Raw genomic sequence first — 14,644 nt, 5'->3', positions numbered from 1 at the left:
CGGTTAAAGCAGGCGCCAAGGTTACAAGAGCACCAGGCACTGCCGTAAACGTGTTGTTAGGTGTAGGTGAGCTGAATAGCTGGGCAGTAATTGTCACTGTTGAACCAACGAGAGTCAAAGCAGCGGTTGTTGTGAAATAGGCTGCTATTGACGTAATAGTGCCTGCCCGGGGGACAGAGAAGGCTTCGTTAAGGAGTATACCGGGGCCGCCAGTAAGATCAATTACGCCACCAGTAATAGTGACACCATCTGCGTTAGTTCCAAAGCCAAGAAGGCTATTGGTATTTAGCAGACCTCCTAAAACAGTTGTCAATACAGTGGGAGTACCGGATGCAAACGGAATAATGGCACCTGCCCCAGTCGCGCCAGTATCACCAGTAGTGCCAGTAGCCCCAGTAACGCCAGTAGCCCCAGTAGCGCCAGTAGCACCGGTAGCCCCAATATCGCCTGTAGCGCCGGTAGCTCCAGTAGCGCCGGTAGCCCCAGTCGCGCCAGTAGCCCCAGTAGCACCGGTAGCCCCAGTCGCGCCAGTAGCACCGGTAGCCCCAATATCGCCAGTAGCCCCAGTAGCGCCGGTAGCCCCAGTAGCCCCAGTAGCCCCAGTAGCCCCAGTAGCCCCAGTGGCCCCAGTTGCGCCGGTAGCCCCAGTAGCACCAGTGGCTCCAGTTGCGCCGGTAGCCCCAGTAGCACCAGTTGCGCCGGTAGCCCCAGTAGCACCAGTAGCGCCGGTAGCCCCAGTAGCCCCAGTAGCGCCGGTAGCCCCAGTAGCCCCAGTAGCGCCAGTAGCACCGGTAGCCCCAATATCGCCAGTAGCACCAGTTGCGCCAGTAGCTCCAGTAGCTCCAGTAGCGCCGGTAGCCCCAGTAGCGCCAGTAGCGCCAGTAGCACCAGTAACGCCAGCAGCGCCAGTCGCGCCAGTATCACCGGTGGCACCAGTTTCGCCGGTAGCGCCGGTAGCCCCAGTAGCGCCGGTAGCGCCGGTAGCGCCGGTAGCGCCGGTAGCGCCGGTAGCGCCAGTAGCGCCAGTAGCGCCGGTAGCGCCGGTAGCACCGGTAGCACCGGTAGCGCCAGTAGCGCCGGTAGCCCCAGTGGCACCAGTTCCGCCGGTTGCACCAGTCACTCCGGTAGAGCCCGTAGCAGTATCAATCGTAACGATGGCAGAACCAGGCGTAACCACAATATCCAAAGTTGAAGTTTGGAATATGAGATTTTCACCTTGACCAACTGTAGCACTACCAACAGGTCCAATTACATTAAACAGAAAATCTCCAGGCGCTAATGCGCCAGTAGCCCCAGTCGCGCCAGTCGCGCCAGTAGCCCCGGTAGCCCCGGTAGCGCCAGTAGCGCCAGTAGCACCGGTAGCCCCAGTAGCACCGGTTGTACCAGTAATACCAGTCGCACCAGTCGCACCTGTACCGCCTGCGCCAGTAGCGCCAGTAGCACCGGTATTACCTGTAGCGCCCGTTGTGCCAGTAATACCAGTAGGCCCTATAGCTCCGGTTGGCCCAATTGTTGAGCAGATGATATTGCAGCAGGGCTGCTGTTGATGGTGATTATGGCAGCCGCATCCACATCCGCAATTATGATGAGGAAAACCATTGCCGAACTTTTGATAATAATATCGTCTTTCTGTAGCTGCCTCATTTCCTAGTACCGATTGACTGAAGTCATCTATGTGTTTCATACGTGTCCTCCCTTTCTTATAATAAAAACCTGAGGGGTAAGGTGATTTGTATATAATATGTTACAGCCGCTTAGGGGGGAACTATTTTTTATTACGATTATGCGATACTTTATGTAAGTTTGCTTGTATACAAAAAAACAATTTTTATAAAATAAAAAACCTGCAGCTAAAACCAGCTGCAGGTTGATTGGATATTATATTTAATTGTCTATTATCTCTGAGAAATAAATTACACTTACATAGTCATTGAGTGTAATTTTCCGTCCGTAAAGTTTTTCAAAAAAAGAAATTAATTCTTCTACTGATTTAATTTCCGGATTTTGATGAGCAAGGTCTTCTGAGGTTAATTGGAAATATTGTTTGATCAGCACTCTGTCAATTATGGCCGGGTATAGTTTTTTTCTTGGGCCGAATTTTTTCCCGAAAGTAATCCAGACAACTGAATTCTCCGGATATGTGTCTTGGACATCGCCTAGGCGAATCGTACAGTTTTTAGCCCGGCTTAGCAATAATTCTTCATGATGTGGTGATTGAAAATTTAACGCAAACATAATTTCCCTCCTCGAATAGTTTCTGAGAAAAATTACCACTCAAAATAGTTTACATTTATCGTATACGACTTTTAAATGGCTGTCAATGTACTTCGGTTGGACCTACAAGGCGAACAGCACATTTGGAACATCTCTTAATACTTTCTAGCATATGAGCAGTGATACTTTTCGTGTGTATATGAATATGATGCAGAGAGAATAAAATAGAAAAGAGAGGAAGATATGAAAACAAGCATTATTATATGGACCTATAATAAGCTGAATTATTTAAGGCAGTGTATCGAAAGCATTCGCACGTATACCGATGTTGAAAAATATGAACTTATTATTATCGATGATAATTCGGCTGATGGCACGATGGAATGGCTCAAGAGTCAGTCAGATTTAATAATTATATTCCATGAACAGGGGATGGGGTATCTCAAAGGATATAATAAAGGAATAGAAATGGCTTCAGGGGACAACATTCTCCTACTGGATAATGATGTTATCGTTTCACATGGCTGGCTGGACAATCTAATTACTTGTTTATACAGCAACGAAGAGATAGGTGCTGTGGGACCAGTCACAAACAATTGTGCTTATGCTCAGGCTATTCCTGTCAGTTATCAAAGTATGGATGAAATGCACGTCTATGCTGAAAAACATAACTATTCTAATCTTAAAGTTTGGGAAGAAAGAATAAAGCTTGTTGGGTACTGCATGTTAATTAAGAAGAACGTCGTCGATGACATTGGGCTATTAGACGAGGCATTTTCTCCAGGGTACCTCGCAGATGATGATTATTCTTTCCGGATTAGGCAGAGCGGTTTTAAACTTATTCTTTGCAGAAATACGTTTGTACATCATATTGGCGATGCCCATTTTACAGGCTTTAATTTTGACCATCGAGAATTACTAGAAAAGTTTAGCACCAAATGGGGATTTAATCCAATCTACTCAACCTCGATTAGACAGGATATTATTAATCTGATTGAGAATCCAAAAGAGCAGTCGATTAATGTTTTGGAGATAGGTTGCGCTTGCGGAGCTACTTTGCTGAAAATTAAAAGCATTTATCCAAAGGCAAATTTATTTGGCATTGAACTTAATGACCAAGCAGCTTTAAGTGCAAAGTTGTTTGCCAATGTAATAGCAGCAGATATTGAAAAGACGGTATTACCTTATCAGGAAGAATATTTTGACTATATTATTTTGGCAGATGTTCTAGAGCATCTGGAAAATCCATGGCGTGCATTAGAAAATATTAAAGCCTATTTAAAACCAGGTGGTCAAGTTTTAGCAAGTATTCCCAATATCTTGCACTTTAGCGTATTGCGTAATTTGCTACAAGGTTATTGGAGCTATGAAGATGCTGGAATTTTAGATAAAACCCATCTGAGATTTTTCACTTTACACGAAATAGAGAAGCTGTTTCAAGATACCGGTTATAAGATAAATAGCTGTCGGCCCAATTATATTTTTGAAACAGCCAGTGATCAACAATTTATTTCTGCGTTGGCCAATGTTTCAGGAAATAATCGGTTAATTGACTTATGTCGGGCATATCAATATGTAGTAAAAGCGTTTAAACCAGCCCCTGTTTTACCGATTATTCTTCCGGAACGACTTTTGAATACAAATAAATTTTGCTTTATTACCTGTGAAAATGACGCCAGATTTTATCAGATATGTCTTTCTCAGATTAAAAACCTTGAAATCCCCGAAGGATATGAGGTGGAAATATTATCAATAGAGGATAGTGTATCAATGACCAGTGCTTATAATCAGGCCATCGGAAAGTCAAATGCTAAATATAAGGTATATTTGCATCAGGATGTATATATCCTTCATAAGCGGTTTATGCAAGATGTTTTGGATATATTTCAAAATTCCGAGATTGGCATGATAGGAGTTGCTGGCAGTGCCCAAATTCCTGCTAATGGAATTTGGTGGGAGTCGAATTGCAACTACGGCAAAGTATACGACAGCCATACGGGTGTAATGGGACTTGTTGCCTTTAAAGAAGCGGAAGGAGATTATCAAGAAGTTCAATGTATTGATGGCTTGATTATGATTACTCAATACGATTTGCCATGGCGGGAGGACCTTTTTAACGGTTGGCATTTTTATGATTCATCACAAAGTATGGAGTTTATCAAATCTGGCTATAAGGTTGTTATTCCTAAGCAAAGCCATCCATGGTGTACTCACGAATGTGGAGTTACAAAGTTAAGTAATGGCTACCATGATTACCGGCAGGTTTTTATCAATAACTATCTCCAGCCCAAAGCAACCTAAATTAGAGTTCGCCTAAATGGAGCGACATATGTCCATTGTGAGGGGATTAAATAACGATCTCTTTGTCATAGTGCCATTTATTAAGATAATCTATAAGGTAAAAAAGGATATTGACAGCTTAACTACGGTACTATATACTATGTTCATAAACAAATTGTTTAGGGCAATGGAGCCTTCGTCTATTTTGACGAAGGCTTTTTGTGTTCTTGAGTGACAATGACGTCCTCTGGTTAATAAACCAAGGGCGTCTTTTGTTATTTTAGAGCATAAGCAGCCATAGCAAATCTAACATTAGGAGGAAATGAAATGAAAAGACTTTCGGTTATCATGGGTATCTGTTTGCTAATTTCATTGTTATTTGCTTCAGCTACTTTTGCTGAAGAAGCTCCGGCAGCGGCAGCAGTTGCTGAATCGGTAGCAAAAATTGATACTGGAGACACAGCCTTTGTTCTTGTTTCCGCTGCACTTGTTATGCTTATGACCCCTGGCTTAGCTTTATTTTATGGTGGAATGGTTCGCACAAAAAATGCACTGAGCACCATTATGCAAAGCTTTTTCCTACTTGGTCTTATAACAGTACAATGGGTTCTATTTGGTTACACGATAGCCTTTGGACCGGATATCAATCATTTGATCGGTGGATTGGATTTTCTTGGCTTGAGCGGAGTTGGTCTGGAGCCCAGTGCTGATTATGGCACTACAATTCCTCATGGCGCTTTTGTTGCTTTTCAGGGAATGTTTGCTGTTCTTACTGTAGGACTTATTACCGGTTCTTTTGCTGAGCGTATGAAGTTTCCTGCATTTGTTGTTTTTGCGCTGGCGTGGGCAACGTTCGTATATGATCCGGTAGCTCACTGGGTCTGGGGTGTTGGCGGCTGGCTAGGTAAATATGGCGTGCTTGATTTCGCCGGTGGTACAGTTGTTCATATTCTGTCCGGTGTATCCGGTCTTGTTGTTTGCCTGGTTCTTGGAAAACGCCGTGGTTACGGTTCGGAGGTTATGCTTCCTCATCATTTGCCAATGACTGTACTTGGAGCATCGCTTCTATGGTTTGGCTGGTTCGGTTTTAACGCAGGCAGTGCACTTGGCGCTAACGGATTGGCTGCCAATGCATTCTTGGTAACTCATGTAGCTGCTGGTGCGGCTACGGTATCGTGGGTATTTGTTGAGTGGCTGACTCATGGAAAACCGACTATTTTTGGTGCTGTGAGCGGTTGCGTTGCTGGCTTGGTCGCGATTACTCCTGCTGCCGGATATGTATCTGCTTTGCCGGCAGTTATCATTGGACTTCTGGGTGGTGTAATTTGCTTCTTTGCCGTTTCAGTTATGAAAAATAAATTAGGCTATGATGATTCTCTTGATGCTTTTGGTGTCCATGGTATTGGTGGAACATGGGGTGCGCTGGCTACTGGCTTGTTTGCCTCTAAGGCAGTTAATCCTGCCGCTGCTGACGGTTTGTTTTTCGGCAATCCTGAACAATTGTGGAATCAATTTGTCGGTGTAGCCGCTAGTTGGGCGTTCGCCATTGTTATGACGTATGTCATTTTGAAAGTAATAGGTTCCTTTATGCAATTAAAAGCAGACGATACGCAACAGCTTGAAGGTCTAGATGTGACTGAGCACGGTGAGCGGGGCTATGCTTATCAGGATATTATTTCCGGTGCGCCTGCCAGTTTTGGCGGTAGTGCTGTCCACACCACTCAAGTTAATCCCGTTCCTGCAATTAAGCATAATTAAAGTCGCAGTAAAGAGGATTTAAACAGTTTAAAACGAAAGAATCCAGAAAAGAAAGTGAGGGGAATAATGGTGGACAAAATTACTAAAATTGAAATCATTACTCGTCCTGAGCGATTAGAGGCACTTAAAGAAGCAATGAACGCCATCCGCATTACTGGTATGACGGTCAGCCAGGTTTATGGGTGCGGCTTGTCCCGCGGACATAAAGAGATATACCGGGGGACAGAAGTATCTATCAATCTGCTTCCTAAAGTGAAAGTTGAAATTGTTGTTTGCGAGGTACCTGTTGAATCAGTCGTTGAGGCAGCGAAGAAAGCTTGCTGGACTGGTGGTATCGGTGATGGTAAGATCTTTGTCACTACTATTGATAACGCTGTCCGTATCCGCACAGGCGAAGAAGGACCGGCAGCTATAATGGATCGTAAGGAAGATTTATCAATTGTTAATGAAACGGTAGCTAAAGTTAAGAAATAAAATGCAAAAAGAGGCTTGAACAACTTATATGTTCAGGCCTCTTTTGTAATTAAAAATCAATGCCGAAGTAGTTTTGAGCGTTAATAAAGCATATGTTTTGCACCATAGATCCCAGCAGTTTCAGGTCATTGGGTGCTTCTCCTGCCTCGACCCATTCGCCAATCAGGTTACATAGAATTCTCCGGAAGTAATCGTGCCGCGTATAAGACAAAAAGCTTCTTGAATCAGTGAGCATGCCCACAAATCTGCTTAACAGGCCGATGTTTGCCAGTACAATCATTTGTCTGGTCATGCCGTCCTTTTGATCGTTATACCACCAGCCCGAGCCAAGTTGTATTTTACCTGGAACAGTTCCATCCTGGAAGCAGCCGCCAATTGTGGCAAGTACCTCATAATCACGAGGATTTAGGCAGTACAGAATGGTCTTAGGCAATTCATCGGAATTATCTAGAGTGTCTAAGAATTTGGAAAGTGACTCAGCGAAAATATAATCAGCAGCAGCGTCAAAACCAGTATCAGGACCAAGGGTGCGCATCATTCTACTGCTATTGTTGCGAATCGTTCCAATGTGCAATTGCATTACCCAGCTTAAGCGAGCATACTGTTTTCCCAGGAAAACCATAATACAGGTCTTGTATTTTCTAATTTCAGAATCGGTAAGCGCAACTCCCTGAAGGGATTTTCTTAAGATAGAGTCTACTTCCTGTTCTGTTGCCGCTTCAAATACGATAGGGTCTAGAGCGTGGTCAGAAATTCTGCAGCCAGCTGCATGGAAAAAATCAATTCTCAGCTGCAGCGCATGTAAAAGCTCAGAAAGGCAAGAAATTTTTTGATTGGTCACGACCTCTAATTTCTTAATCCATTCAGCAAACCCTGCTTTCTCAATATTAAAACTCTTATCAGGCCGGAAAGCAGGCAATACTTTTACCGGAAAGCTGGCATCCTTTGCTAATGCAATATGGTATTCCAGTGAGTCGATAGGATCATCGGTTGTGCATAGTACCTTAACATTAGAGCGCTTGATGAGTCCCTGCGCTGTAAAGGCATCTTCTTGTAATAAAGCGTTTGTTGTTTCCCAGATTTCTTCAGCTGTCTCCGGTGAAAGTAATTTATCAATGCCAAAATAGGTTTTTAGTTCCTGGTGAGTCCAGTGATAGAGCGGGTTTCCAATGCACTGAGGCATTGTTTCCGCCCATTTCATAAACTTTTCTTTAGCAGAAGCAGTGCCGGTAATAAAGTGCTCGGAAACACCATTGGCCCGCATAGCTCGCCATTTATAGTGATCGCCGCCAAGCCAGACTTCTGTGATATTTTCATAGCGTTTATTCTCGGCAATTTCCCGGGGATTTAAATGACAATGAAAATCAAAGATAGGCATGTCTTTAGCAAAGCTATGATACAGCTTTTCTGCAGTACTGTTGGTTAATAAGAAGTTTTCATCCATAAAGTGTTTCATGATAATCCTCCCCCAGCTTAATTAAACTAATAATTTTAGGATAACCGAAATTTATACAAGGGCGTCATAGAAGTTTTATAGGAATTTTTGCAATATTTTTAGCAATTCATAGGCCGCTGCGATAAAATGCTGTACAGCGCTAAAAAGCAGGGATTTATAATAGAAAAGGGAATACATGCAAAAACAGAGGTGATAGCAGTGAAGTTGTGTGATATTCAGCAAGTGGTCAATAATTTTTTGGATGTAAATCCGCTAAATCGCGTTGCCGGTTGGGGAGAAGTACCGATTTACGATTATCCTCTTTTAGGTGTTGCAGCAGCTAAGGATGCGCTGTTTTCCTGTCTTAAAGAAGAAACGGCAGTCGGACCACAGCATTGTTCTCCTGCCGAGTGGCTTCCTGACGCCCAAGGGGTAATTTCTTATTTTTTGCCATTTAGCAAAAAGATTCGTGAAGCCAACCGGAGGCAGGGGATAGCTTCCGACGAGTGGATGATAGGCCGTATACAAGGAGAAGAATTCAATAATGCACTCAGAGATGAACTGGTAAACTACTTTGCTGCTGCAGGTTATAAGGCGATGTCACCGGCAAGAGACAGCCGCTTTACTGTTATTAATCGCCGAAGCTCCTGGTCAGAGCGGCATATTGCATATATTGCAGGGTTAGGTACATTTAGCCTGAGCCGTTCGTTGATTACAAGGTGCGGATCAGCAGGGCGGCTGGGGAGTGTTATCGTTAATTTTGCATTGACGCCAACTAATAGGAACTATACTAAACAGGATGAGTATTGTTCTAATTGTGGTGCCTGTATTTTGCGGTGCCCACCGCTGGCAATTACTGAAGAGGGAAAGGATAATGCAATATGTTCTGCTTATCTTGACCGGGTTTTAGCCCGTTATCGGCCCAAATACGGCTGTGGGAAGTGTCAAACCGGCGTTCCTTGTGAAGATAAGATTCCGCTTGCCCACGGATAAAGAAAGAGCACAGCAGATTTTTTCTGCCGTGCTCTTTTCATAGCTAATCACTTACTATCATTACGAAGAACGCGTTTTAGTATTTTCCCGGTCTGATTTTTCGGCAGAGCATCTACCTGGAGAAAGTCGCGGGGAATTTTATAAGCAGCCAAGTTGTTTTGCAGGTATTCACGAATGGATTTTTTATCCAGTATATGGCCTGCTTCGAGCACTAGGTAGGCTTGTACAGCCTGTCCGCGCAGTTTATCGGGGACACCAATGACGGCGGCATCGATAATTCCAGGATAAGCGTATAAAAGTTCTTCGATCTCCCGGGGATAAATATTTTCGCCATTGGCAATAATCATATCTTTTAAACGGTCAACAATATAAATATAGCCTTCTGTGTCCATATAAGCGAGGTCACCGGTATGAAGCCAGCCATTTTTGAGAGCTCGGGAGGACTCCTCAGGCAGATTGAAGTAGCCTGCCATGACATTTGGTCCACTGACCGCCAACTCTCCTACCGAGCCAGGCGGCAGATCGCTGCCCCTGGCGTCGAGGATACGGACCTCTATGCCCGGCAGTGCTTTGCCAATTGAGCAGTATTTCGGTTTTAGCGGAGGATTAACAGCTACAACAGGGGAAGCTTCCGATAACCCATATCCCTCTAAAATAGCAATTCCATACTTTTCAAAAAATTGTCTGGCCACTTTTTCGGGAAGTGACGCGCCGCCTGATACGAGATATTTCATGCCTGACATGTCTTCGAGTTCACCCATGCGGGATAGAACATTATAAATAGGTGGTACGCCATAAATGACGGTAACATGATAGTCTTTAATAGCTGAAATCGTTTCCTTAGGGGAGAACCCGTCCAATATAGTGATTGATGCACCACACAATAAAGCATTGAGTACGGCACACGTCCAAGCGAAAGCATGGTACATCGGCAAAACGCACAGTACGTTGTCACTTGGCAGAAGTGGCAGGATGCTGCGAAATGCTTCGGCATTGCTAACAAGGTTGTGATGGGTCAGGACTGCTCCTTTGGGAGTACCCGTTGTACCGGAAGTGTAAATGATGACGCAGGGGGAGTTTGGGGAATAGTTATCAGGTAAGGCAGGTGCCTGTTGGCATTTGCTGGAATATAAAGTTGTTTTAATATCTTCAATTATAAGCTGGCTTACCTCCAGCTCCATCTTTGCGGTTGTAATCAGATGCTTCATATTGGCATCCTGAACAATAAAAGCAATCTCTCTGATGGTTAGTTGAAAGTTGAGTGGAACGACAATTGCTCCAAGGCTTACAACAGCCATATAACTATAGACAAACTCTACCGAATTACGGGAGAATAAGCCAATTTTATCACCTGATTGAATGCCGGCATGGTGGAAAAAATTACGGTATTGTATTACTTCATTTTGTAATTGCTTATAGGTAATATTCTCATTGCCATGAAAGGCTATTGATTCGGCTGTACCCTGGTAGAGCAGCTGATGGACGAGCATGAAGCACCTCTTTTCTTTAGGGTGTGTTTTTATTCAACGCAAGAACGTTTATAGACATCACTGATCGCCATTGTATCGTGAAAAACAGGCCTTGTCCATAGTATTCCCTTGTATTTCCTATGGATATCCGAGTATGATAAGAGAATAGAAAAGGCAATAGTTTCCGATAGTTTTTACTTGTTTTCAGAAGGAGGAAAAATGGGACATATCGTCAACAGTGAACGGGAATACCGGTTATTGCAGCAACGTTTGGATTATAATTTGACAGGTGCGCCGGCATCACCGGTTTTTATTTCTATCCTAAAAATGCTTTTTAGCCGCCAGGAGGCACACATTGCCAGGCAAATTCCCTTAAGGCCAACGCGGCTTGCTGATCTCGCCCATAAGCTCGGTATACCGGCAGAAGAACTATATGCACGTATTACTGAAATGGCAGAACGGGGACTGGTCTTTGATCTGGAGCATAATGGTGAATGTTACATTGTACTTGCCCCGGTCGTAATTGGATTTTTTGAATTTGTTTTCATGCGAACTCGCGATGACCTTCCTATGCGGGAATTAGCTCAACTGTTTGAGGAATATATGTTTCAGGATGACCGCTTTGCCCGCAGCGTTTTCACTGCAAATACCCAGCTGGGGCGCTCACTGGTGCGGGAAGAGGCTCTTACGACTGAAGATCACGCAGAAGTGCTCGACTGGGAAAGGGCTTCAGCAATCATTGAATCAGCCTCGACAATTGGGGTGTCTCTATGTGCCTGCAGGCATAAGGCTGAGCATCTTGGTAAAAGCTGCACGGCTCCTCAACGAACCTGTCTTACTTTAAATGGCGGTGCAGAGCTGTTGATTAAAAGAGGGATGGCTGAAGCAATAACCAGCCGGGAGGCAATGGATATTTTACGAGAGTGCAAACAGGCCGGATTAGCTCAAATTGCGGATAATGTACAAAAAAGCGTCGGCTTTATTTGTAATTGCTGTGGCTGCTGCTGTGGGATGATCCAGGCAATGAAACGATTCGATATCCGTAATGCAGTAGTAACTTCAAATTGGTTAGCCACAGTGAACAATTCTGCCTGCGTTGGCTGTGGAGCGTGTGTAAGAGCATGTCCCGTTGGTGCATTTACAGCAGGGAGACCGGTGAGATGTGAGCATGAGGTCTGTTTAGGGTGCGGCGTTTGCTACTCGGCCTGTAGGTTTGGTGCTATACATATGGTGAAACGCGAACAACGCGTGCTTGTTCCAGAAACAACTTTTGATAAGTTTGTAGCAATGGCTATTGAGAGAGGAAAGTTGAGTCACTTTTTATTTGATGATCCATCGCGTTTCAACCACCGCACTTGGGGACGAATTGCTTCAGTGATCGAAAACTCCGCTCCTATGCAAGCGCTGTTAGCCGTTAAGCCCCTGCGCTCAGCCTTTCTTTCAGCAATAGCAAAAAGCGCAAAAAAACATACAGAGGGGTAAGCTATGATACAGTTTCGCTATCAAATTAATGAAGGCATGCCTATCAGGCAGCTTATTTTATTTGGACTACAGTGGTTTTTAGCAACTATTCCGATGGTAATCATTTTAGGAAAAGTAGGGGCCGCTTTTCATTACCCTCAATCGCCGGAGTTACAGCTTATTTATTTACAGAAGATATTTTTCATTACCGGTGTATCGATGTTTGTTCAACTTATTTGGGGGCACCGGCTGCCGATTATTACAGGACCGGCCTCAGTACTACTGATTGGCATTGTTGCTAATGCTCATGCAGTGGAAGAAACTGCAGTCTATAATTCCATTGCCGTTGGCGGGCTGCTGCTGGTATTGTTGGCTGTAACCGGCTTGCTTGCCCGCGTAGGCAGGCTGTTTACTCCAAGAATTATTGGCGTAGTTTTGTTGCTGATTGCTTTTACGTTATTACCGACAGTGGTGAATTTAGTAACGACGGGAAAGGATCAGCTTTTCGCTCAGCTGGTTTTTGCCGGATTGTTGTTCGCAAGTATGCTTACAGGACAACGCTATTTGCCAGAGACTTTGCGTTCCACCATCATTATCTGGGCCTTATTTTTCGGTAGTTTCATTTATCATTTCTGTTTTTTTACACCCGCTTTGCAAACACCTATTACGGTTACCACCGCAGAAGCGTGGCGCTTATTCCCTAAAGCCTTTACATTTGATCCGGTGGTTATGCTGTCCTTTGTCTTTTGTTTCTTAGCATTGTTAATCAATGAATTGGGCTCTATTCAAACAACCGTTAGCTTAGTTTCACAGGCAGATGGGCTCCAGCGCACGACAAGAGGTGTATTGGTAACGGGCTTAGGTAATTTATTTGCCGGACTAATCGGGGTAGTGGGGCCTGTTAGTTATTCGCTTAGTACCGGTGTGATTATAGCTTCAGGCTGCGCTTCGCGTTACCCACTCATACCTGCAGCAGCAGCACTAGCTGCTTTAGGTTTTTTGCCGTTTGTTATACAGGCGTTTTCATTTATACCTTCCGTTGTTGTCGGTACACTGTTATTCTATATGTTGTGTTCCCAAGTAGCTGGAGGCCTTGGAATTTTGGCTCCCGATATGGCTTCCTTTCGCTTTAATACCGGGCTGATTATCGGTGTGCCGGTCATGCTCGGAACGGTAGTCGCCTTTTTGCCTAGCCATGTGGCTGAAGCGATACCAGCTATGGTGAGGCCGCTGCTGATGAATGGATTTGTTGTAGGTGTAGCAGCAGCACTTACTATGGAGCATGTTTTGCTCAGGGAAAAAAGTTAACGTAAAAATATTCTGCGAATTTTGACAAATTTTGTTGACGTACCTAGTTGAGTGGATTAGAATGTGGGTAAGTTATCTTACTATTTTTAGGGAAATGGGTGAAAGTATGCGCGAATTTAGCGGTTCCGAATTAATTGACATGTTTTGTAATGTAGCTCCGTATCTCAATGATATTATTGCCGCTGATGTAGGGGTCACTATTGTCAAAGACGGTAAATATGTCTTGTACATACCTGCTTCCGACTTAGATCTAAAAACAAAAATTGGTGAACCTGTTCTGTCAGGGAGCACGAAACAAGCGCTGGATACGGGCAAGCAAGTAGTACGAGTAATGTCCAAAGATAAGTCGCCTTATGGCATTGCGTATCTTGCCTGTGCCTTACCTTTTAAGGATGGAGACCGCGTGGTGGGATGCGTTACTACTACGCAAAGTGTCACTGCTTTTGAGGATATTAATGAAGTGGCTACTGAACTGGCGGCGGCCTCACAAGAGCTAACTGCCGGCATGCAGGAGCTTGCTGCCCGGGCTACTAACTTGGAGTCCACCAGTAAAGAACTGGATAGTTTAGGGCGGGAGTTACTGCATACAACAAAACAGACGGATGAAGTAGTTGCCTTTATCCGTACGGTTGCCAGCCAGACAAACTTACTCGGACTCAACGCAGCGATAGAAGCTGCCCGTGTGGGAGAAGCGGGCAGAGGCTTTGCGGTAGTTGCTGAAGAAGTGAGAAAACTAGCTGTTTCCAGTGCGAATTCGGTTAAGGAAATTGCCCAGTCACTGAACATAATCCACAAAACCATGTCTGACCTATCTGAGAAGATCGGAAATATTGATCAAAATGTGGGCGGACAGACAAGTGCTATTCAAGAGATGGCCAAAGCCAGTCAAACCTTAGCAGCAATGGCCAGCAAGCTGTCAGAAGGGGCACAGCGTATTTTCCAAATTACAGATTGATACGAAGCTATAATAAAAAGGGACTTACCTTCGGTAAGTCCCTTTTGCTATACAATAAATAAAGCCCGTAATGTCGTCTCCTCCATATGTCCAAACCCGCTATCCGCAGGTGGGTATCCTAGACATGATTTTGCCATCCACTCAAGGTGGCCCGGCAGCCGCATATCATCGAATTCCCTATTTATAAAAGTAGGTTGGACATATTCAAGTTAACGTGCATCTCAGGCAATGTGTCGTGTGACCATAGTTATAATATCATAGATATAAAGTATTTACAAGCGTTCTAAGCAGGGTATA

General features: G+C 44.3%; 10 protein-coding genes, 1 other RNA gene and 1 pseudogene. 7 read left to right on the top strand and 5 right to left on the bottom strand.

Annotated features, from left to right (window positions below):
* Both RTR76_RS09905 and RTR76_RS09900 read right to left on the bottom strand, forming a co-directional pair.
* The coding region (locus RTR76_RS09905) for an exosporium glycoprotein BclB-related protein (RefSeq protein ID WP_312519966.1) at nucleotides 1-1,684 on the bottom strand (1,684 nt) is incomplete at its 3' end.
* Nucleotides 1,685-1,884: 200 nt separating this feature from the next.
* Nucleotides 1,885-2,235, bottom strand: a complete 351-nt coding sequence (locus RTR76_RS09900) for an RNA-binding protein (protein ID WP_312519963.1) — start codon at nucleotides 2,233-2,235, stop codon at nucleotides 1,885-1,887.
* 222 nt (nucleotides 2,236-2,457) lie between these two features.
* On the opposite strand from RTR76_RS09900, the gene RTR76_RS09895 reads away from it, so the two are divergent.
* The 3 genes from RTR76_RS09895 (at nucleotide 2,458) to RTR76_RS09885 (ending at nucleotide 6,726) form a co-directional block, all read left to right on the top strand.
* The gene (locus RTR76_RS09895) at nucleotides 2,458-4,515 is read left to right on the top strand and encodes a glycosyltransferase (protein WP_312519961.1); all 2,058 of its coding nucleotides are present in this window, start codon (nucleotides 2,458-2,460) and stop codon (nucleotides 4,513-4,515) included.
* Between the two features lie 306 nt (nucleotides 4,516-4,821).
* Nucleotides 4,822-6,252, top strand: a complete 1,431-nt coding sequence (locus RTR76_RS09890; RefSeq protein WP_312519959.1) for an ammonium transporter — start codon at nucleotides 4,822-4,824, stop codon at nucleotides 6,250-6,252.
* A gap of 69 nt (nucleotides 6,253-6,321) precedes the next feature.
* Nucleotides 6,322-6,726, top strand: coding sequence for a P-II family nitrogen regulator (locus RTR76_RS09885; RefSeq protein ID WP_312519978.1), 405 nt, complete (start codon nucleotides 6,322-6,324; stop codon nucleotides 6,724-6,726).
* 49 nt (nucleotides 6,727-6,775) lie between these two features.
* Here the strand turns inward: RTR76_RS09885 and uxaC are convergent, their stop codons facing one another.
* Entirely contained in the window at nucleotides 6,776-8,182 is a 1,407-nt protein-coding gene (uxaC, locus tag RTR76_RS09880) for a glucuronate isomerase (protein WP_312519956.1), read from the bottom strand.
* Nucleotides 8,183-8,380: 198 nt separating this feature from the next.
* On the opposite strand from uxaC, the gene RTR76_RS09875 reads away from it, so the two are divergent.
* Nucleotides 8,381-9,154, top strand: a complete 774-nt coding sequence (locus RTR76_RS09875) for an epoxyqueuosine reductase (RefSeq protein ID WP_312519953.1) — start codon at nucleotides 8,381-8,383, stop codon at nucleotides 9,152-9,154.
* 47 nt (nucleotides 9,155-9,201) lie between these two features.
* On the opposite strand, the gene RTR76_RS09870 is transcribed toward RTR76_RS09875, so the two are convergent.
* Entirely contained in the window at nucleotides 9,202-10,644 is a 1,443-nt protein-coding gene (locus RTR76_RS09870; RefSeq protein ID WP_312519950.1) for a long-chain-fatty-acid--CoA ligase, read from the bottom strand.
* A gap of 198 nt (nucleotides 10,645-10,842) precedes the next feature.
* Here RTR76_RS09870 and RTR76_RS09865 point away from each other — a divergent pair, with 198 nt between their 5' ends.
* From RTR76_RS09865 to RTR76_RS20890, 3 genes and pseudogenes are all read left to right on the top strand, one after another.
* Entirely contained in the window at nucleotides 10,843-12,105 is a 1,263-nt protein-coding gene (locus RTR76_RS09865; protein WP_312519948.1) for a 4Fe-4S binding protein, read from the top strand.
* A gap of 3 nt (nucleotides 12,106-12,108) precedes the next feature.
* Complete coding sequence (locus RTR76_RS09860) at nucleotides 12,109-13,392, top strand: solute carrier family 23 protein (protein WP_312519945.1); 1,284 nt, start codon at nucleotides 12,109-12,111, stop codon at nucleotides 13,390-13,392.
* A gap of 628 nt (nucleotides 13,393-14,020) precedes the next feature.
* Nucleotides 14,021-14,347, top strand: a pseudogene (locus tag RTR76_RS20890) (methyl-accepting chemotaxis protein); the annotation flags it as partial.
* 58 nt (nucleotides 14,348-14,405) lie between these two features.
* On the opposite strand, the gene ssrS reads toward RTR76_RS20890, so the two are convergent.
* Nucleotides 14,406-14,578, bottom strand: a non-coding RNA gene (gene ssrS / locus RTR76_RS09850) — 6S RNA.
* Nucleotides 14,579-14,644: the final 66 nt, after the last annotated feature.

The organism is Anaerospora sp. (assembly GCF_032013335.1).
GTDB lineage: Bacteria > Bacillota > Negativicutes > Sporomusales > DSM-15969 > Anaerospora.
Note: the sequence above shows the minus strand (reverse complement) of the source record. Positions and strands in the feature narration are given on the sequence as shown.

Excerpts from the sequence above, each read along its gene's own strand:
- RTR76_RS09900 (WP_312519963.1), bottom strand. The coding sequence starts at position 2,235 with ATGTTTGCGTTAAATTTTCAATCACCACATCATGAAGAATTATTGCTA.
- RTR76_RS09895 (WP_312519961.1), top strand. The coding sequence starts at position 2,458 with ATGAAAACAAGCATTATTATATGGACCTATAATAAGCTGAATTATTTA.
- RTR76_RS09890 (WP_312519959.1), top strand. The coding sequence starts at position 4,822 with ATGAAAAGACTTTCGGTTATCATGGGTATCTGTTTGCTAATTTCATTG.
- uxaC (WP_312519956.1), bottom strand. The coding sequence starts at position 8,182 with ATGAAACACTTTATGGATGAAAACTTCTTATTAACCAACAGTACTGCA.
- RTR76_RS09870 (WP_312519950.1), bottom strand. The coding sequence starts at position 10,644 with ATGCTCGTCCATCAGCTGCTCTACCAGGGTACAGCCGAATCAATAGCC.
- RTR76_RS09865 (WP_312519948.1), top strand. The coding sequence starts at position 10,843 with ATGGGACATATCGTCAACAGTGAACGGGAATACCGGTTATTGCAGCAA.
- RTR76_RS09860 (WP_312519945.1), top strand. The coding sequence starts at position 12,109 with ATGATACAGTTTCGCTATCAAATTAATGAAGGCATGCCTATCAGGCAG.